Source organism: Bacillus sp. FSL W8-0920 (assembly GCF_038593215.1).
GTDB lineage: Bacteria > Bacillota > Bacilli > Bacillales > Bacillaceae > Bacillus > Bacillus pumilus.
The window spans coordinates 2,613,660-2,632,590 of sequence record NZ_CP151974.1; the positions used below are offsets into that span (position 1 = coordinate 2,613,660).

Below are 18,931 nucleotides of genomic sequence, written 5' to 3' on the forward strand. Positions count from 1 at the left end.
CATTGTATCTTCATTTTATCAAAGTTTATTTTGAAAAGAAAATAGTCGAGCCTGCATAAAAAAGGGACGAAAACAACAAGTGTTTTCGTCCTTCCAAAATTGGCTCCTTGGATGAAGGGGTTCCTATTCATCCTATCAATGAATGTTTAACAAAACATGAATTCATTGTAAAGATCATGTAAATTTTAACGTGACTTTCCTTTTTTCTCTATATCGATTTCAGGCTCACTGTAAAAGTCGTTCCTTTACCTTGTTTGCTGCCGACAGAAATTGTTCCTTCATGCGCCTCTACAAGGTGTTTGACAATGGCAAGACCAAGACCTGTACCGCCTGAATTCCTGCTTCTATCTTTATCAATTCGATAAAATCTCTCAAATATTCTTGGAATCTCACTTTTCTTCATACCGATCCCTGTATCTGCTACATCAAATTCATAGGCACCTTTTCTCGGTCTTGCTGAGATGGTGACACTTCCTCCCTCTGGTGTATAGGTCAGGGCATTATTAACGAGATTGAGGAAGATTTGCTTTAACCTTAGCGGGTCTGCCATGACATAGACCGGTTCTTTCGGGACACGCACGTGTAATTGAATGCCTTTTTCTGTAGCCTTTTGTTTTAACAGCACTTGAATCTCTTGGATGATTTCTGTCGCATTGGCTTCTTGAATATTCAGCTTGAATTGCTGCTGCTCAATTTTAGAAAGATCAAGTAAGTCTTGAATCAATGTTTCTAGACGGACACTCTCTTTTAAAATGATAGAAAGGAATTCTGTCAGTGCTTCTTTGTCATCAATCGCGCCATCAAGAAGGGTTTCAGAAAATCCTTTAATCGACGTAATCGGTGTTTTTAACTCATGAGACACATTGGCAACAAAGTCTTTTCGCATCTGCTCCAGCTGCTTCGTTTCTGTCACGTCATGAAACACGAGGACAATTCCTTTCCATTCATCGTCTGTACTTAAAATGGGTACACCATCCACTTGGAAGTAGCGTCGTTCAATGTCAACGGCTAGACGTAAAAACTTCCGCACCTTCGTTTCTGTCATGAAAATTTCGTCAATTAATTCGATAATCTCTTCATGGGTAAACGCTTCATGATAAAGCTTGTGCATGTAAATGTGCTTTTGCACCTTAAACTGCTTGCGGAAGGTTCGATTGACGAGGTGGATATACCCCATCTTATCAATCAATATAATCCCCGCTCCAATATTTTCAATGACCGTTTGCAGCCGGTCTCTCTGCATTTCACCAGCACTTGTCATTTCTTGAAGACTTTCTGCCAAACGCTTCATGGAAGTATTCAGTTCACTTGTTTCAATCATCAGCTCTTCATAATTATTCGTATCATAGTTCCCGCGTTCTAGCTGTTTAGCTACCTTTGTCGCATAATCAATTGGTTTCACATATTTCATCGACATGCGGTACCCAAAGAAAACGATAATGATAATCGCCGAGCCAAGACAAAAGGCTAGGGCAAGCCAAAGCTGGCCGTCAATTTCATTTAAAGGCTCGTATGACGCATGGAGAAATAAATAACCCTCCGGTTCGTTTTGTTTTAAGATCGGGACAGCATAATGGAACAGCGCATCCTTCTCATCGTCAATAACGACCCCTTTTGTTTGGAGACGTTCATTGTTTAGTGTGTTTTGAATGACGGCCTTTTGTTCTGCTTGACCCGTTGTATGTATGATCTTCCCCCTTAAATCCACAATCGACGCATTCATGTCAAAATGCTGCTTTGCCTGATTGAGGACCTCTTTGTTTTGCTTCGCCTTTAAATCATCACCATTCATAGAAGACAGGAGAAAGCTCGATTCCTTTTCCATTCGTTCCGTTAATTTTGTTTCATAGAAAACATGGAACATGTGATCCAGGAAAAGACCAAGTGCCACAAACACAATAAAAAGGAGAAAAATGAGTCCCGAAAACAGACGGGTTCTAATTTTACTCATTTGACTTTGGCTCCTCCAATTTGTAGCCTAAGCCGCGAATCGTTTTAATGTATGTTGGTTTTTTTGTGTTCTTTTCAATTTTGTCCCGCAAGTGACTAATATGGACATCCACAATACGAGTGTCACCTGCAAAGTCATAATTCCAAACGGCACTTAGCAATAAATCACGCGTGAGGACACGTCCTTTATGCTTCGCCAAATAAAGCAGCAGTTCAAATTCTTTTGGCGTCAGCTCTAGACGTTCTTCCTGGAAATAGACTTCGTAGTGTTCTGGTAAAATACGCAGTTCACCAATTTTGATTTGATCTGCAATGATCTCATCCTTCTCCTCTTGCGTGGGGGTAGGCTGAGATTGCTGTGCTCTTCTCAAGATGGCTTTTACCCGAGCACCCACTTCTCTAGGACTGAATGGCTTTGTCATGTAATCATCGGCCCCGAGCTCAAGACCTAGCACCTTATCAAATTCATCGTCCTTTGCTGTCAGCATTAAAATAGGGAACATCATTTTTTGAATTCTCAGTTGTTTGCACACTTCAATGCCGTCCATCTTCGGAAGCATTAAATCTAATACAATGAGATCAGGCTGTTCACTTGCTGCTTTTTCAAGTGCTTCTTCCCCGTCTCTTGCTGTGACGACATCATAGCCCGCTCTTTCGAGGTTATAGCTTAGAAGTGTTACAATCGATTCTTCATCATCCACAACTAATATTTTTTTATTCATGTTGTGCCTCCAATTAGTGATTTCCCCTGCATCCGTTTTTTGTATCTTATGTGAAAAGCGAGAAGTCATGCTTTCTCTTTCATTTTAACGAAAGCTTAACAAGAGAACAATTTAAAATTTCGACAAGATTTGTTTTGTAAACAAAAAGAAGACTCCTCATCAGAGAAGCCTTCTTTTTTATTCATATTAAGACAATACTTTCATGACATTCTTAACAGATTCAACAGAACGGTCAAGCTGACTTCTTTCTTCTTCTGTCAGCTCCAGCTCGATGATCTGCTCAAGGCCGTTTCCACCTACGATTGTTGGTACACCTAGGTAAATGCCTTCGTAGCCATATTCACCTTCAAGGTAAGCAATCGTCGGCATGACGCGGCGCTGATCTTTAAGAATCGCCTCAACCATTTCAACTAGTGAAGCAGCAGGAGCATAATATGCACTACCGTTACCTAATAGGTTCACGATTTCGCCGCCGCCTTTTCTTGTTCTTTCAACAATTGCATCAATTCGCTCTTTAGGAATCAAAGTTTCAAGCGGGATACCGCCTGCATAAGAGTAACGAACAAGAGGAACCATGTCATCGCCATGTCCACCAAGCACAAAGCCCGTCACGTCTTTAACAGATAGGTTTAATTCTTGAGCAACGAACGTACGGAAACGTGCTGTATCAAGAATGCCCGATTGTCCAATGACTTTTTCTTTTGGTAATCCTGATTCTTTATAAACTGCATACGTCATTGCATCAACAGGGTTTGTTAATACAACAATGATTGTTTCTGGAGAATATTTAACGATTTCGCGTGTCACACTGCGCATGATTTTTTCATTTGTTGACACGAGATCGTCACGGCTCATTCCCGGCTTTCTTGCAATTCCCGCCGTAATGACCACGACATCAGAACCGGCTGTATCTTCGTAGTTAGAAGTTCCTGTAATGTTTGCATCGAAGCCTTGAACAGGACTTGCTTCCAGCATATCAAGTGCTTTCCCTTTTGTTGGGTTCTCAAGCTGCGGGATATCGACTAATACGACGTCCGCTAATTCTTTTTGAGCCGTTAGAAATGCTGTAGTTGCTCCAGTAAAGCCTGCTCCGATAACAGATACTTTTTTACGCTTGTTTGCCATTTCCTTTTTCCCCTTTAACTTTAAAGTTTAAGAATCAAGACAAGTTTTTGATGAGCTCGTCAGCAAACTCAGAACATTTCACTTCTGTTGCGCCATCCATTAATCTAGCAAAATCGTAAGTGACGACTTTTGATGCAATTGTATTTTCAACAGATTGAATCACTAGATCAGCTGCTTCCTGCCAGCCAAGGTGCTCAAGTAAAAGCACGCCTGATAGAAGAACAGAAGATGGGTTCACTTTATCAAGACCAGCATATTTTGGTGCTGTTCCGTGAGTCGCTTCAAAAATAGCGTGTCCTGTTTCGTAGTTGATGTTCGCACCTGGTGCGATACCAATTCCACCTACTTGTGCTGCAAGAGCATCAGAGATGTAATCTCCGTTTAAGTTCATTGTTGCCACAACATCGAACTCAGCTGGACGAGTTAGGATTTGTTGAAGGAAAATATCTGCAATGCTGTCTTTGACAATAATTTTGCCAGCAGCTTCTGCTTCACTTTGCGCTTTATTTGCCGCATCTTTTCCATCTTGTTCTACAATACGATCATATTGTGCCCATGTAAAGACCTTGTCGCCAAACTCTTTTTCAGCCACTTCGTAGCCCCAGTTTTTGAAGGCACCTTCTGTGAATTTCATGATGTTTCCTTTGTGAACAAGTGTCACAGACTTACGGCCTTGGTCGATTGCATATTGGATAGCCGCTCTGACAAGGCGAGAAGTTCCTTCTTCAGAAACTGGCTTGATTCCGATACCTGATGTTTCTGGGAAACGGATTTTGTTTACACCTAATTCGTTTTTCAAGAAGTCAATTAACTTCTTCACTTCGTCTGATCCTTGTGCATACTCGATACCAGCATAGATATCTTCTGTATTCTCACGGAAGATGACCATATCTGTGTCTTCTGGACGTTTCACAGGAGACGGTACGCCTTTGAACCAGCGAACTGGACGTAAGCATGTGAATAGATCAAGCTCTTGTCTAAGTGCCACGTTTAATGAACGGATTCCTCCGCCGATTGGTGTTGTCAGTGGTCCTTTGATTGCGATTAAGTATTCACGAATGTCTTCAAGTGTTTGCTCAGGAAGCCATTCTCCAGTTTTATTGTAAGCTTTCTCACCTGCATATACTTCTTTCCAAGTGATTTGCTTTTCACCTTTATATGCTTTTTCTACAGCGGCTTCAAGTACTCTTGATGCTGCTTTCCAAATGTCAGGACCGATTCCGTCCCCTTCGATAAACGGGATGATTGGATTATTTGGTACATTCAATACGCCGCCAGTAACTGTAATTTTTTCGCCTTGTGACAATGATATTACCTCCCAGGTTATGTAGTGAATATTTGAAACTTCTTGGCTTGATGTCTGCAAGCGAAGAAGTTTTTCACGTGATTCGTTTTTTGTTGATCTAGAGGCTGATTGGCCTTCGTGAGAATCAGCCCCCGCTTATTCTATAAACATTAGTCTCTTTCACTGATCGGAACAAACGTTTGAAGATCAGGTCCAATGTAGTCAGCTCTTGGACGGATGAGACGATTGTTGTCATACTGCTCTAAAATGTGAGCAATCCATCCAGAGAATCGGCTGATCACGAAAATTGGTGTAAACAAGTCATGATCAATCCCAAGACTGTGATATACAGATGCAGAATAAAAATCAACATTTGGTGGAAGATTCTTCTCTGATGTCACGATTTCCTCTGCGCGAACAGACATTTCATACCATTTCGGCTCGCCAGTCAGGTTTGTTAAACGCTGGCTCATTTCTTTTAGATGCTTTGCACGCGGGTCACCTTGACGGTATACGCGGTGGCCAAAGCCCATAATTTTTTCTTTCTTCTCTAGCTTACCATGAATATAGGAATCTACGTTTTCAACTTCGCCAATTTCTGAAAGCATCTTCATCACGCCTTCGTTGGCTCCGCCATGAAGTGGTCCTTTCAGCGCACCGATAGCCGCTGTTACACCAGAGTAGATATCTGATAGTGTAGCAACACATACACGCGCTGTAAATGTCGATGCGTTTAATTCATGATCCGCATGTAGAATGAGTGCCTTATCAATTGCCTCAATTTCTACTGGTGACGGCTCTTCGCCATTTAGCATATACAAGAAGTTCGCAGCATAGCTGTATTCTTCTTTTGGCTGTACAGGCTCAAGTCCCTTACGAATGCGTGAAAACGCAGCGACTAGTCCAGAAATTTTCGCCTGTAAGCGAATGGCTTTTCTGTAATTTGCTTCTTTGTCCATAATCTCTGATTCGTCATCAAGTAATCCTAGTAAGGATACAGCTGTACGAATCGCAGACATTGGATGAACCCCATCCAGCGAATACGATTTAAAGTGCTCAATGATTTCTTGCGGAATGTGAGCATTTTCGTTGAGCTGCTGTTTTAACTCACTCAGCTCTTGCTCATTCGGCAGCTTTAAGTGCCATAACAGGTAGACAATTTCTTCGAATGTAGCTTTTTCAGTTAAATCATCGATATTGTACCCTACATAAGTAAGAGTATCATCAATAATTGAGCTTACGGATGAAGTTGTTGCCACGATACCTTCAAGACCTCTTGTTGCTGTCATGTTCAATCTCCCCTTTTTAAAAAGATTCCCCTTCGTTGCAGAATTCTCGCTTTTTGAAAGCGCTATCCAATCCGAATAAGTCGGCACGTTCAGAAAAGAAAATGCTTACATTTACCTATACGGTTAGAGCGCTTTTAGCCTCATATCTCTTGTGTGATCAATGAGTTCAAAATTAAGCCTATTCCCATTATAAACAATAATCAGACATTTGTTAAATGTTTAACTATAATTTTTTTTGATATTTTTTTTTCCAGTCTTCCATATCAGGCATGGAATAAAGGGATTTTGCTTCTTTTATTATATTTAATTATGTTTTTTTGCAAAAGCTCACGCAAGAAAAAAATAAAAAAGAAAGTGGCATGAACCACTCTCTTTTCAACCGCTGAAAAATTTCACAGCCTGCATCGCCAAATAAGCAATTCCTGCTCCGATCAGCGGACCGACAGCTACCCCTTTAAATAAGCTGACTGCCAAAATCGTCCCGAACACAAGCGCTGCTGTGATATGCGGATCATTTTCGAGTAGCACAATACCGTTTTTTGCGATTAATGCTACTAATATACCCGCTCCAAGTGCAATCCAAGCATAAGAGGATTTCATGGCTTCTCCAAGCTGCTTAAATCCAATGTCACCAGTTGCAATAGGAACAAGCACAGCAATTGTAATGACGGTGACCCCCCAATTGATGCCCTTCGACTGAAGAACTGGGAAAATTTTTTGATCCAAACCAATCAGCTTAATCCCAATGAGCACAGAAACCGCTAAAATTAATGAATTGTTTTTTGCAATAAGTGCAATAACGAGTAAAAGAACCAAAAATAAATTTGCTTGAGTAAACATACGCCGCCCCTTCCTTTCTTTTTATTGCGACCTTTTCATATTACTAATCTTTTTGAATAAAATGAAGTATCGGACATGCTTGTTTTTTGGAGGGGATTGTGTGAATCACACCTATATGGCCATTTTTCTACGAAGTTTGATGATGATCAGCATTGCTGTATTTGCGGTTGTCTTTTTATATCAGTCTTTTCCTTTTTTATATCCTTTTTGGATTGCACTTATTGTATCCTGCCTGATTCACCCTGCTGTATGCAAAATAGAAGAGATCACCGGAATGCCGAGAGGATTTGTTGTCGTCATTGTACTACTGCTCTTTTTAGTAGTTGCAGCCGGTTTCATCACACTCTTAGTAGCAGAAATCATTTCAGGAAGTGCTTATTTGGCAAAGGTTCTGCCTGGTCACCTTGATCGCATGATTGGGATTGTGGAACAGTTTTTTACAGATAAGATCCTGCCTTTGTACCATGATGTAACCGCCCAATTTAATACACTTCAAGCTGGTCAAAAGGAATCGATTTTGGGACAAATCCAAGCGCTAGGCGATGAAGCTGCCGCAAAAATAGGGACTTTTCTTTCAAAAACACTCGAGCTCATCCCGGCTTTTTTAGGTCTTTTGCCTGATGCAGCCGCAACCCTTTTGTTTTCTGCATTGGCGACTTTTTTTATCACGAAAGATTGGTTTACATTAAAAAAATATGGTTCTCGTATCTTTCCCGCAAAATGGATGCAGCATACACGAGCCATTTTATCTGAAATCAAAAAAGCCATTACCGGTTTTATGAAGGCGCAGCTTTTGCTTGTTGCGATGACCATCGGCCTTGTCATCATTGGACTGATCATCTTAAAAGTCGAGCACGCCCTTGTCATTGCTTTATGTATTGGGTTTGTCGATTTACTTCCTTATATCGGGAGCGGCACCGTTTTTCTGCCGTGGATCATTTACTCCGCCATGACAGGAAACCTTTCACTCGCCATCGGGCTCGGCATTTTGTATATTGTCGTGCTCATTCAAAGACAAATATCAGAGCCAAAAGTCTTAAGCAAATCCATTGGGCTTAATCCTTTAGCCACGCTTGTGGCGCTATTTGTCGGGTTAAAATGGTTGGGTTTCCTCGGACTCGTCATTGGCCCTGCTTCCCTTGTCGTGTGGCAAGCATTTCGTAATGCAGGTGTTTTCAGGGATATCTATCAGTACATTCGGTACGGCATTCAAAAGTAAAAGAGACCTTCAGTTCAAGGTCTCTTTAGCGAATAATTGTATAGCGACTGCGATTAGACATGTTTCTAAGCCAGCGTTCAAAAAGCGGCTTGATTTGCTTTCTCGTCATCGGAATGAGCAGCAGCGCACCGATGATATCTGATAAGAAGCCGGGAATGAGTAGCAGCAGACCGCCGATTAGAATGCAAAAACCATCGACAATCGCTACCCCTGGCATTTTGCCATATTGTAAATCTCTTTGCACTTTTTGAAAAGCTTCGATTCCTTGTTTTCTTGCAAAATAAGCACCTAATGCACTCGTGAGTACGATCATCAGCATCGTTGGCAAAATGCCAATGATTTTACTTGATATTAAAAATAAACTGATTTCCACGGCAGGGAACAGAATCAATAATAGTAGCAAATATTTTTTCAAGCCATATCACCTCATGGGGTATCTTTCACCCGAAAGCTGTTTTACTTTTTTAGTGTAACATAAAAAAAGAGAGGAGTCAGACAACTCCCCTCGTTTGTATCAATTAAAGGACGCTTGCACGGCCTTTGTAGATCGCTCCGCGTGCCGGATCTACTGTAATCTCTTCGCCTTCTTTTAGCAGTGTTGTTGCGCTGTCAAGACCTACAATCACTGGAATGCCAAGGCTGAGTCCAACGACTGCTGCATGGCTTGTTAGTCCGCCTTCTTCAGTGATCAGGGCAGATGCTTTTTCTAAAGCACCCATCATATCACGGTCTGTACAGTTTGCAACAAGAATTGCACCATCATACATTTTTTCCTCTGCTTCTTTTCCGCTTTGCGCAATGACAACCGGTCCAAATGCAGATTTACGGCCAATTCCTTGACCTTTCGCAATGATGTCACCTACAACATAAACTTTCATTAAGTTTGTTGTACCTGTTTCACCAACTGGCACACCAGCTGTAATAACGATTAAATCGCCATGTCTCACGTAGCCTGTTTCAATCGATTTCTCGACTGCATTCTCAAGCATTTCATCAGTAGACGTCGTTTTTGAGCCGCTCTTTGCAAATACACCGAATACAAGAGATAGCTTTCTCGCAACTGATTCGTTTGCTGTAACTGCTACGATTGGTGCTTTTGGTCTATATTTTGAAATCATTCTCGCTGTATGACCGCTTTCCGTAGGTGTCACAATCGCTGCAACGTCAAGCTTCATCGCTGTATGTGCAACAGATTGACCGATGGCATCTGTAATGCTGACATCTACTTCTTCGCTTCTGCGAGAAAGAATGGCTTTATAGTTGAGTGCATCTTCTGAACGTGATGCAATGTTATGCATCGTTTGTACAGCTTCTACTGGATATGTTCCTGCTGCTGTTTCACCAGAAAGCATAATCGCATCTGTGCCATCAAAAATGGCATTTGCCACGTCACTTGCTTCCGCACGAGTTGGACGAGGATTACGCTGCATGCTATCAAGCATTTGGGTCGCTGTGATGACTGGTTTGCCTAAGCGATTGCATTTTTTGATCAGCATTTTTTGAACAAGTGGTACTTCTTCTGCCGGGATCTCTACACCAAGATCTCCACGTGCAACCATCAAACCGTCTGATACCTCAAGGATTTCATCGATGTTATCAACACCCTCTTGGTTTTCAATCTTAGGAATGATTTGAATGTCAGCCGCGTTATTCTTTTCAAGAAGCTCACGAATTTCAAGAACATCAGAAGCTCGTCTCACAAAAGAAGCTGCGATGAAATCGACGCCTTGTTCAACTCCGAACAGAATATCATTGGCATCCTTTTCTGTAATACCTGGCAGGTTCACACTTACACCTGGTACGTTTACACCTTTTTTGTTTTTGAGCGTGCCTGTATTCATGACTTTTGTGACGATTTCTTTGCGGTCCATGTTAATTTCTTTCACTTCTAAACCAATAAGACCATCATCTAATAGAATCGTTGAGCCTACTTCTACATCATGAATTAACTCTTCATACGTCACACTAATTTTTTCCGTATTTCCAACAATGTCTTCCATACTTACGATAAGATCTGCACCAGCGACTAGCTCAATTGAGCCGTTTTCAACTGTACGTGTACGGATCTCTGGACCTTTTGTATCAAGAAGGATCGCAATATCCTTGCCTAATGTTTTACCTGCTTTACGAATGTTTTCAATGCGTGCACCATGCTCTTCAAAATCTCCATGAGAGAAGTTTAGTCTGGCTACATTCATTCCTGCTTCAATCAATTCAGTTAGCTTTTCAATAGTTTCACTTGCTGGACCGATTGTACAAACGATTTTTGTCTTTCTCATTACTGTTCCTCCTAAGGTCTTCTCGTTTTATATAGAGAGCTCTTGTGAAAGTCGGTACATATTTTGATCGACTGTATGTTTTTTATCTAAGATATCTAAAATATCGTGGTGAACGAGTTCGTTGCTTTGAATGCCCACACAGCGTCCGCCTTTTCCTTCAAGAAGAAGTTCTACTGCGTATGCTCCTAAACGGCTTGCGAGTACTCGGTCAAATGCGCTTGGAGAACCTCCGCGCTGAATATGTCCTAAGACAGATACACGGGTTTCAAGGCTTGTCTCCTCTTCAATCCGCTTACCAAATTCAACACCGCTGCCTACGCCTTCTGCGACGATGATGATACTGTGCTTCTTGCCGCGCTCGTGCCCTCTTCTTAATCTCGCGATAATTTCATCCATGTCATAGTCTGCTTCAGGAATCAAAATAGATTCGGCTCCGCCTGCAAGACCTGACCAAAGAGCAATATCACCAGCATGTCTTCCCATTACTTCCACTACGTATGTACGTTCATGAGATGTGGCTGTATCACGAATTTTATCAATGGCGTCAATGACTGTATTCAGTGCTGTATCAAAGCCAATAGTGAAATCAGTACCTGGGATATCGTTGTCGATTGTACCCGGGACACCTACACATGGAAAACCGAGCTCAGTTAATTTCTTCGCTCCCATGAATGAACCGTCTCCGCCAATCACAACAAGTCCTTCAATACCGAATTTTTTTAAGTTCTCAATGCCTTTTTCACGACCTTCAACTGTCTTGAATTCAGGGCATCTTGCCGTGTAAAGTTTTGTTCCTCCACGATGAATGATATCGCCAACTGAACCTATTTCAAGTTTCTCAATTTTACCGTTAATTAGACCTGAATATCCATTATAAATACCGTAAACTTCAACATTATGGTAAATCGCTTTCCTTACAACTGCGCGCACAGCTGCATTCATTCCTGGGGAATCCCCACCGCTCGTTAAAACTCCTATACGCTTCATCTTTTTCACCTCAGAGACCATATATGAATTAAACATACCATTTCCACTGCTTGAAAACAATCATGAGCAAAACCGGATGTTTTCAATACGTATTTCTAAAACCGTACTTATTATACAATTAAATAAACCGTTTTTAAACAAAAGTTAAGAAAGTCATGAAAGCAATTCTTTCAAAAGCGAGGAAGATCCAGCCTTCTAAAGCCCACCGTATCTGGGTTTTCAGACGTTTCAAACTTTATGAAAACAAAAGAAAATTATTTTCAAATAGCGCTTACATGAGGTCGGTTTTCATGAAAAAGGATGAAAAAAAATAAACGCCAGCCAAAAAGGCTGTACGTTTATTTAGTTTACCCCAATATATTGATTTTCAACCGATACTTTCCCGATTGCTTTGTATTTTTGATATCTTTGTTCGACTAGTTCTTCAGGTGTTAGTTTGAGCAAAGATGTAAGTGACTGTTTTAATGTTTTTTCAATGTAGGCTGCTTGTTGTTTCACGTCTCGGTGTGCTCCACCTTGCACTTCTTTAATAACATCATCTATAATATCTAATTCTTTTAGGTCTGGAGCCGTAATTTTCATTGATTCTGCAGCTTTTTTCGCAAGTGATGAGTCCTTCCAGAGCAGTGCTGCTGCACCTTCAGGTGAAATCACTGAATACGTTGAATTCTCTAGCATGTATAGGTGGTTTCCTACGCCTAAGCCTAGTGCGCCGCCACTTCCGCCTTCTCCAATGACAATACAGACAACCGGTACACGAAGTCCTGCCATTTCGAATAGGTTTTTCGCAATTGCTTCACTTTGCCCGCGTTCTTCAGCTGCTTTACCAGGATAAGCTCCTTTTGTATCAATAAAGCAAATGATCGGGCGATTAAATTTATCTGCTTGTTTCATCAAGCGCAGCGCTTTACGGTAGCCTTCTGGATGAGGCATTCCGAAATTACGGCGCAAGTTTTCTTTTGTATCTTTACCGCGCTGATGGCCAATCACCGTGACAGGAAGCCCTTTAAACGTGGCAATTCCTCCAACGATCGCTTCATCATCGCCATAAAAACGGTCACCGTGACACTCGAAAAAGTTGTCAAACAGCTCTTGAATGTAATCGAGAGTTGTTGGGCGCATCGCATGACGAGCAATCTGCACTCTGTCCCACGGTTTTAAATTTGTATAAATGTCTGCTTCAAGTTTGCTCAGACGTGTTTCAAGACGCTCAATTTCTGCACTTAAATCCATTTCTGAGTTTTGTGTGAACTTTTTCAGTTCATCAATTTTCGCTCGAAGTTCAATGACAGGTTTTTCAAATTCTAGTTCTCCAGCCACTCTCGTTCACCTCCTGTGCTGTGTAATGCTAAGATTCGGCCTAGTGTTTCTTTCATCTCTGCACGATGAATGACAGCATCCAATTGACCATGCTTCATTAAAAATTCAGCCGTTTGGAAGTCCTCTGGCAGGTCTTCACGAATGGTTTGTTCAATGATTCTACGACCTGCAAACCCAATTAAAGCACCAGGTTCTGCAAAGTTGTAATCACCAAGAGACGCGAAACTAGCTGATACACCGCCAGTTGTTGGGTTCGTCATCACAGAGATAATCAAACCTTGATCCTCGCTGAACAGCTTTAATGCTGAGCTTGTTTTTGCCATCTGCATAAGACTGAGGATCCCCTCTTGCATTCTCGCTCCGCCTGATGCAGTAAAGATGATAAATGGCACCTTGTCCGCTTTTGCTTTCTCGATCGCAAGTGTGATCTTTTCACCAACAACTGAGCCCATGCTGCCCATACGGAATGTGGCATCCATGACAGCGATCACAGCACGCTTGCCTTCAATTTCACCTTGACCTGTGACAATGGCTTCATTCAAAGACGTTTTTTCTCTGTCTTTCTCAAGCTTTTCTTCGTAGCCTGGGAATCCGAGCGGGTTTTCTGAGATCAGGTGCCCGTTAAATTCTTCAAATGTGCCTTCGTCAACAAGGCTGTCAATACGCTGTTTTGCATTCATTTGCAAATGTCTACCGCAATTCATGCAAACACGTAAATTTTTATCTAGTTCTTTGGTGAGCATTATTTTTTTACATTGCGGACATTTGGTCATGATGCCTTCAGGCACATCTTGACTTGCCTGTTCAGAGGGTACAGATGCATATTTTTTCTTTTTACTGAAAATATTTTTGATTGACAAATGACTACCTCCCTTTTTGAAGGGTTTTTTCTTTACACGCACATCCACTATTATAGGACATGTCATAACTGTACCGAAACTATTGTACTTTTTTTGTCAAACGCTGTCATCCTTCATTCAATTTTTTCAGTGGGGAATTGATGAGAAATGAGTATGTGTTTGGGGCGCTGAGCAGTTGATATATGTGAATTGTGAACGTCTACAAAAAAATATCATTCCGGATGAAAAAATTTTCGCGTATGAGAGGAAATGGTGCACGTCTTTCCTCCAATTTCAGAAAGAACGTGCACACTTTTCCAATTGATTATTCGCCGATAATCGTTAATTTTCTTGTTTTTTCAGCGACTTCTTCTGGGTCGACTTTGATTCTTGCAACGCCAGTTTCCATTGCTGCTTTTGCTACTGCTTTTGCTACCGCTGGTGCTACACGTGCATCAAATGGTTCAGGGATGACGTATTCAGCTGACAATTTATCATCTGAAACAAGAGAAGCAATTGCTTCAACGGCTGCAATTTTCATTTCTTCGTTAATGTGAGTTGCTCGTACATCTAATGCTCCGCGGAAAATTCCTGGGAATGCCAGTACGTTGTTTACTTGGTTCGGGAAGTCAGAACGGCCAGTTCCTACAACACTTGCGCCTGCTGCATGTGCATCTTCTGGCATGATCTCTGGATTAGGATTCGCCATTGCGAAGATGACAGGATCTTTTGCCATTTTGCCAACCATTTCTTTTGTTAGAGCGCCTGCTGCTGAAACCCCAATGAAGACGTCAGCGCCTTCAATCACTTCTTCTAATGAACCTTCTTTACGGTCTTGGTTCGTGAATTTAGCCACTTCGTTTTTCACTGCATTCATACCGTTCGGGCGGCCTTCGTAAATTGCGCCTTTTGTATCACACATGATGATATCACGTACACCGAAATGATATAGAAGCTTGATAATCGCAATTCCCGCTGCTCCAGCGCCGTTTGCCACCACTTTGATAGAGGACATTGATTTTCCAGACAGTTTCAGTGCATTTACAAGTCCAGCTACTGTCACAATCGCTGTTCCGTGCTGATCATCGTGGAACACTGGAATGTTTGTCTCTTTTTTCAAGCGCTCTTCGATAATGAAGCAGTTTGGAGCTGCAATATCTTCAAGGTTGACACCGCCAAACGTTGGCTCAAGAAGCTTTACTGTTTCAACGATTTTGTCTACATCGTTTGTCGCAAGCGCGATTGGGAAGGCATCAACGCCAGCGAAGCTTTTGAATAATACAGCTTTTCCTTCCATGACTGGAAGAGATGCTTCTGCACCAATATTTCCAAGCCCTAAAACAGCACTTCCGTCTGTGACAACAGCGACCATGTTGCCTTTCATTGTATAATCATACACTTTGCTTGTGTCGTCATAAATATCTTTACATGGTTCTGCAACACCAGGTGAGTAAGCCAAGCTCAAGTCTTTCGCATTTTTCACTTGTACTTTTGATTTTGATTCAAGTTTGCCTTGATTCTCTTTGTGCATATGTAATGCTTCTTCTCTTAATGACATGTGATGAACACTCCTTCAAGTGGAAAATGATTTAATGAATTGCTAAGTTGATAAGCACATACTGGCAGTTTTAAATACACAGAATCTTTAAAATGATAACACAATAGGTGAATTTGTAAAACATATTCAGGCGATTTGTCATCATTTAATCACAACGTTTTGTTCACCGAGCAGCTCTTTTAACTGGAAAATGACAGCATGATCTGCATGAACTTTGTATGCATCTGGAAGTCTCACTGTCTTTTTTTGCTTCTCATAATACAAATAGACATCTGCTTCTCCGCTGTGCATCGAGATCACCCGCTTTACTTGCTCTAGCAGCTCCTGCGTATGATTTTCTTCTTTCACTCGAATGTAGACAGACTCTTTTCTTTGTGTGCCCATCTCTTCAAGCAGAACGGCTTCTTGCACGATGATCTGGCTGCTGTCATTTCTGACATCTATTCTGCCTTCAACATAAAGCATGGCGCCCTCCTCAAGTAAGGGGGACAGCTTTCTAAATTGCTCTGGAAAGACGACGCCTTCCATTTCTCCCGTTTCATCCCCAAATGTGATAAATGCCATCGATTGTCCATTTTTTGTTCGAATCGATTTCACTTTTGTCAAAAGACCACCCATTGAGACCTTTTGCTTTATATAGGAAGAAAGTCTGATGATGTCCACTGCACCATTCTCTCTTAAGCGATCTCGGTACGCTTGTACAGGATGATTTGATAAATATAGTCCAAGTGCCTCTTTTTCAAATTGCAGGAGATCGACAAGCGGCAATTCTTCTATCTCCGCATATTTTGGCTTAATGGAGAAGGTTGTATCCCCCAGAAAGTCGAGCTGATCATCTGGATTTAAAAATGACACGTGGTCTAATGCAATATCTATTGATGCCAATAACGAAGCACGATTTGGATAAAGCTCATCCATCGCCCCTGAAAAAATGAGCGCTTCAATCGTTTTTCGGTTGACACTCTTTGCTGATACTCTTGCGCAAAAATCAAATAAATCTTCAAACGGCTTTTCCTGTCTTGCCCTGTATATATCCTTTACAGCTGACACTCCGACATTTTTGATCGCTCTTAAGCTGTAGCGGATCTCCCCTTTTTCAACCGTAAATGGAAATTCACTCTTATTAATAGAAGGCTTCAACACAGATATCCCTTTTTCCTTTGCCTCATAGAAATATTGAGCGACTTTGTCTTCATTTCCAATCACACTCGTTAAAAGTCCGCACATAAAATATAACGGATAATGCGCTTTTAAGTAAGCAAGCTGAAAGCCAATCATGCTATATGCAACAGCATGGCTTCTATTAAAACCATAGTTTGCAAATTTGACGATTAAGTCATAAACGTCATTTGCAATGTTAACAGGATACTCCTTTTTTAGGCATCCTTCAACAAAATGGCTCCGCTCTTCATCAAGGACCTTTTTATCCTTCTTCGAAACAGCTCTTCTTAATAGATCTGCCTCGCCAAGCTGAAAGCCTGCCATCTTCGCTGCAATCAGCATAATTTGCTCCTGATAGACGATGACCCCATATGTGTCTTTTAAAATGTCATACAAATCAGGATGCGGGTAAGAGACCTTGACTCTGCCGTGCTTTCGATCGATAAAAAGCGGGATATTCTCCATTGGACCTGGGCGATAGAGGGCATTGACTGCCACGATGTCTTCTAAACTAGAGGGCTTAAGGCGTCTCAGCACCTGACGCATCCCTTGTGATTCAAGCTGGAAAATCCCAGTTGTATCTCCCGCTGATAACAATTCAAATGTTTTCTGATCTTCATATGAAATGTCACTAAAGTTAATGTGGACGTTTTCCTGTCTTTCAATCTGGTTTTTAATGGATTCAATTAAGGTTAAGTTCCTTAGTCCTAAGAAATCCATCTTTAAAAGCCCGAGATCTTCTAAATAATTCATCGCATACTGCGTTAAATACACACCATCATGGCCGTCTTGAATAGGAACAATCTCTGTCAGCGGCTCCTCGCTCAGCACAACGCCGGCTGCATGTGTCGAGGTATGTCTTGGCAAGCCTTCTACCTTTAAAGCAGTTTGAAAGACTTGCCTGAGTTCTTCGGACTGCTGGAGCATTGTTTTTAATTCAGGAGATGCAGCTAGCGCTTCTTTCAGCGTCGTTCCTGGCTTTGATGGAATCAGCTTTGCGAGACGGTCCGCTGCCTTTGAATCAATCCCCATCACACGTCCGACATCTCTTAAGGCTGCTTTTGCTGCAAGGGTTCCAAACGTGACAATTTGCGCCACATGCATGTCTCCGTATTTATCTTTTACATAAGAAATGATTTCATCTCTTCTCGTATCGGGGAAATCAATATCAATATCAGGCATACTGATTCGCTCAGGATTTAAAAAACGCTCAAATAACAGACCGTGACGGAGCGGATCAACATCTGTAATAAACAAAACATATGCAACAAGTGAACCTGCTGCCGATCCACGGCCCGGCCCTGTGACAATGCCTTGGTCATGGGCATACTTCATAAAATCCCACACGATGAGAAAATAATCACTGAAATTCATTTTTTGGATAATGCTCAGTTCGTACTCAAGTCTTTTCACATACGCGTCATTTGAAGCAATCTTTCTTTGCTTCATCCCTTCTGCACACACTTTGCGTAAAAACTGATCTGCTGTTGATTGATCAGGGGTTGGATAGGATGGGAGTTTTGTCTGTCCAAGATTTAAATCGACTTCACAGCGGTCTGCGATCTCCACCGTTCTTGATAGCAGCTCCGTATCCTGCGTATACCATTCCTTCATTTCTTCAAAGGTTCTGAAATGCTTTTCTGCTCGGTCTTCCTCAACCTCAGGCAGCTGCTGCCCTGCTTTAATAGCCTTTAAACACGTATAGGCCGTTTTGTCTTCCAAGTTGATGTAGTGGACATCTCCTGTCGCAACAAGAGGAATGTCCGCACTTTTTGAGACATCCCTCAGTTTACCTGTAAGCGATTCGTCTTGCTGAAATGGCTGAAGTGCGATGTATACATGTCCCTCACCGAAAATATGTTTCAATTGTTTCGCCGCATCATGCGCTTCTTCTAGCTGATCCTGCTGAAGCAACGTTTCAATGTAACCAGAAACGCCTGGTGTGATGGCAATGAGCCCGCGGTGGTAGCTTTTCAGCCATTTCTCTTTCAGTCCAGCTTTTGATTTTGATTTCAGCACACTGCTGATTTTGATCAAGTTTTGGTAGCCTTCATTGTTTTTGGCAAGGAGCACCAAGGGATAAGCCTCTGTCTCTTGTTCATCTATGAAGACAGAAGCTGTTAAACCGATGACCGGCTTGATGCCATGTTTTTTACATTCCTTATAAAATTCAACCGTTCCATACATCACATGGTCATCGGTAAGAGCGAGCGCCTTGCAGCCAAGTTCTTTTGCTTTCAGCACAAGCTCCTTTACTTTTGCTGCGCTGCTTAATAAGCTGTATCCACTGTGGACCTGAAGATGAACATAAGACATGCTTAATCCACTCCTTTCGTCTAAAGTCATTCTTTCATTAT

At 41.7% G+C, this 18,931-nt stretch carries 14 protein-coding genes; 1 reads left to right on the plus strand and 13 read right to left on the minus strand.

The genetic code is table 11. The features are described from left to right. Positions 1-208 precede the first annotated feature (208 nt). From NSS78_RS13240 to NSS78_RS13265, 6 genes are all read right to left on the minus strand, one after another. Positions 209-1,951, minus strand: coding sequence for an ATP-binding protein (locus tag NSS78_RS13240; RefSeq protein ID WP_342468135.1), 1,743 nt, complete (start codon positions 1,949-1,951; stop codon positions 209-211). Further along, positions 1,944-2,672 carry a response regulator transcription factor gene (locus NSS78_RS13245; RefSeq protein ID WP_003216596.1) on the minus strand — a complete coding sequence of 243 codons (729 nt, stop codon included), beginning with the start codon at positions 2,670-2,672 and terminating at the stop codon, positions 1,944-1,946. The genes NSS78_RS13240 and NSS78_RS13245 overlap by 8 nt, the downstream gene beginning before the upstream one ends. Before the next feature lie 186 nt (positions 2,673-2,858). Then, a complete protein-coding gene (gene mdh / locus NSS78_RS13250; protein ID WP_003216833.1) occupies positions 2,859-3,797 on the minus strand; it encodes a malate dehydrogenase in 939 nt (312 codons plus the stop codon). Positions 3,798-3,831: 34 nt separating this feature from the next. Next, on the minus strand, positions 3,832-5,103 hold the full coding sequence (icd, locus tag NSS78_RS13255) for an NADP-dependent isocitrate dehydrogenase (RefSeq protein WP_003216780.1): 1,272 nt from the start codon (positions 5,101-5,103) through the stop codon (positions 3,832-3,834). A 149-nt stretch (positions 5,104-5,252) separates the two neighbouring features. Further along, the gene (gene citZ, locus NSS78_RS13260) at positions 5,253-6,371 is read right to left on the minus strand and encodes a citrate synthase (RefSeq protein ID WP_008346063.1); all 1,119 of its coding nucleotides are present in this window, start codon (positions 6,369-6,371) and stop codon (positions 5,253-5,255) included. 375 nt (positions 6,372-6,746) lie between these two features. Beyond that, positions 6,747-7,211 (minus strand): DUF441 domain-containing protein, encoded by a 465-nt coding sequence (locus NSS78_RS13265; protein ID WP_044139290.1) that lies wholly within the window; start codon positions 7,209-7,211, stop codon positions 6,747-6,749. A 100-nt stretch (positions 7,212-7,311) separates the two neighbouring features. On the opposite strand from NSS78_RS13265, the gene ytvI reads away from it, so the two are divergent. Next, positions 7,312-8,430, plus strand: coding sequence for a sporulation integral membrane protein YtvI (ytvI, locus tag NSS78_RS13270; RefSeq protein ID WP_268459544.1), 1,119 nt, complete (start codon positions 7,312-7,314; stop codon positions 8,428-8,430). A gap of 25 nt (positions 8,431-8,455) precedes the next feature. On the opposite strand, the gene NSS78_RS13275 is transcribed toward ytvI, so the two are convergent. The 7 genes from NSS78_RS13275 to dnaE all read right to left on the minus strand — a co-directional run bounded on the left by NSS78_RS13275 (position 8,456) and on the right by dnaE (position 18,890). After that, positions 8,456-8,845, minus strand: coding sequence for an FxsA family protein (locus tag NSS78_RS13275; protein WP_003216718.1), 390 nt, complete (start codon positions 8,843-8,845; stop codon positions 8,456-8,458). 103 nt (positions 8,846-8,948) lie between these two features. Continuing rightward, complete coding sequence (gene pyk, locus NSS78_RS13280) at positions 8,949-10,709, minus strand: pyruvate kinase (protein ID WP_003216573.1); 1,761 nt, start codon at positions 10,707-10,709, stop codon at positions 8,949-8,951. A 27-nt stretch (positions 10,710-10,736) separates the two neighbouring features. After that, positions 10,737-11,696 carry a 6-phosphofructokinase gene (gene pfkA / locus NSS78_RS13285; protein WP_012010865.1) on the minus strand — a complete coding sequence of 320 codons (960 nt, stop codon included), beginning with the start codon at positions 11,694-11,696 and terminating at the stop codon, positions 10,737-10,739. A gap of 342 nt (positions 11,697-12,038) precedes the next feature. Next, on the minus strand, positions 12,039-13,016 hold the full coding sequence (accA, locus tag NSS78_RS13290) for an acetyl-CoA carboxylase carboxyl transferase subunit alpha (RefSeq protein ID WP_003216264.1): 978 nt from the start codon (positions 13,014-13,016) through the stop codon (positions 12,039-12,041). Then, positions 13,001-13,876: an acetyl-CoA carboxylase, carboxyltransferase subunit beta gene (accD, locus tag NSS78_RS13295; RefSeq protein ID WP_065098582.1), complete on the minus strand. Its 876-nt coding sequence runs from the start codon at positions 13,874-13,876 to the stop codon at positions 13,001-13,003. Before accD ends, accA begins: the two co-directional genes overlap by 16 nt. Positions 13,877-14,180: 304 nt before the next feature. Further along, on the minus strand, positions 14,181-15,413 hold the full coding sequence (locus tag NSS78_RS13300; protein WP_050943586.1) for a malic enzyme-like NAD(P)-binding protein: 1,233 nt from the start codon (positions 15,411-15,413) through the stop codon (positions 14,181-14,183). A gap of 141 nt (positions 15,414-15,554) precedes the next feature. Beyond that, on the minus strand, positions 15,555-18,890 hold the full coding sequence (gene dnaE / locus NSS78_RS13305) for a DNA polymerase III subunit alpha (protein WP_342468136.1): 3,336 nt from the start codon (positions 18,888-18,890) through the stop codon (positions 15,555-15,557). Positions 18,891-18,931: the final 41 nt, after the last annotated feature.

Excerpts from the sequence above, each read along its gene's own strand:
- NSS78_RS13240 (WP_342468135.1), bottom strand. The coding sequence starts at position 1,951 with ATGAGTAAAATTAGAACCCGTCTGTTTTCGGGACTCATTTTTCTCCTT.
- NSS78_RS13245 (WP_003216596.1), bottom strand. The coding sequence starts at position 2,672 with ATGAATAAAAAAATATTAGTTGTGGATGATGAAGAATCGATTGTAACA.
- mdh (WP_003216833.1), bottom strand. The coding sequence starts at position 3,797 with ATGGCAAACAAGCGTAAAAAAGTATCTGTTATCGGAGCAGGCTTTACT.
- citZ (WP_008346063.1), bottom strand. The coding sequence starts at position 6,371 with ATGACAGCAACAAGAGGTCTTGAAGGTATCGTGGCAACAACTTCATCC.
- NSS78_RS13265 (WP_044139290.1), bottom strand. The coding sequence starts at position 7,211 with ATGTTTACTCAAGCAAATTTATTTTTGGTTCTTTTACTCGTTATTGCA.
- pyk (WP_003216573.1), bottom strand. The coding sequence starts at position 10,709 with ATGAGAAAGACAAAAATCGTTTGTACAATCGGTCCAGCAAGTGAAACT.
- pfkA (WP_012010865.1), bottom strand. The coding sequence starts at position 11,696 with ATGAAGCGTATAGGAGTTTTAACGAGCGGTGGGGATTCCCCAGGAATG.
- NSS78_RS13300 (WP_050943586.1), bottom strand. The coding sequence starts at position 15,413 with ATGTCATTAAGAGAAGAAGCATTACATATGCACAAAGAGAATCAAGGC.
- dnaE (WP_342468136.1), bottom strand. The coding sequence starts at position 18,890 with ATGTCTTATGTTCATCTTCAGGTCCACAGTGGATACAGCTTATTAAGC.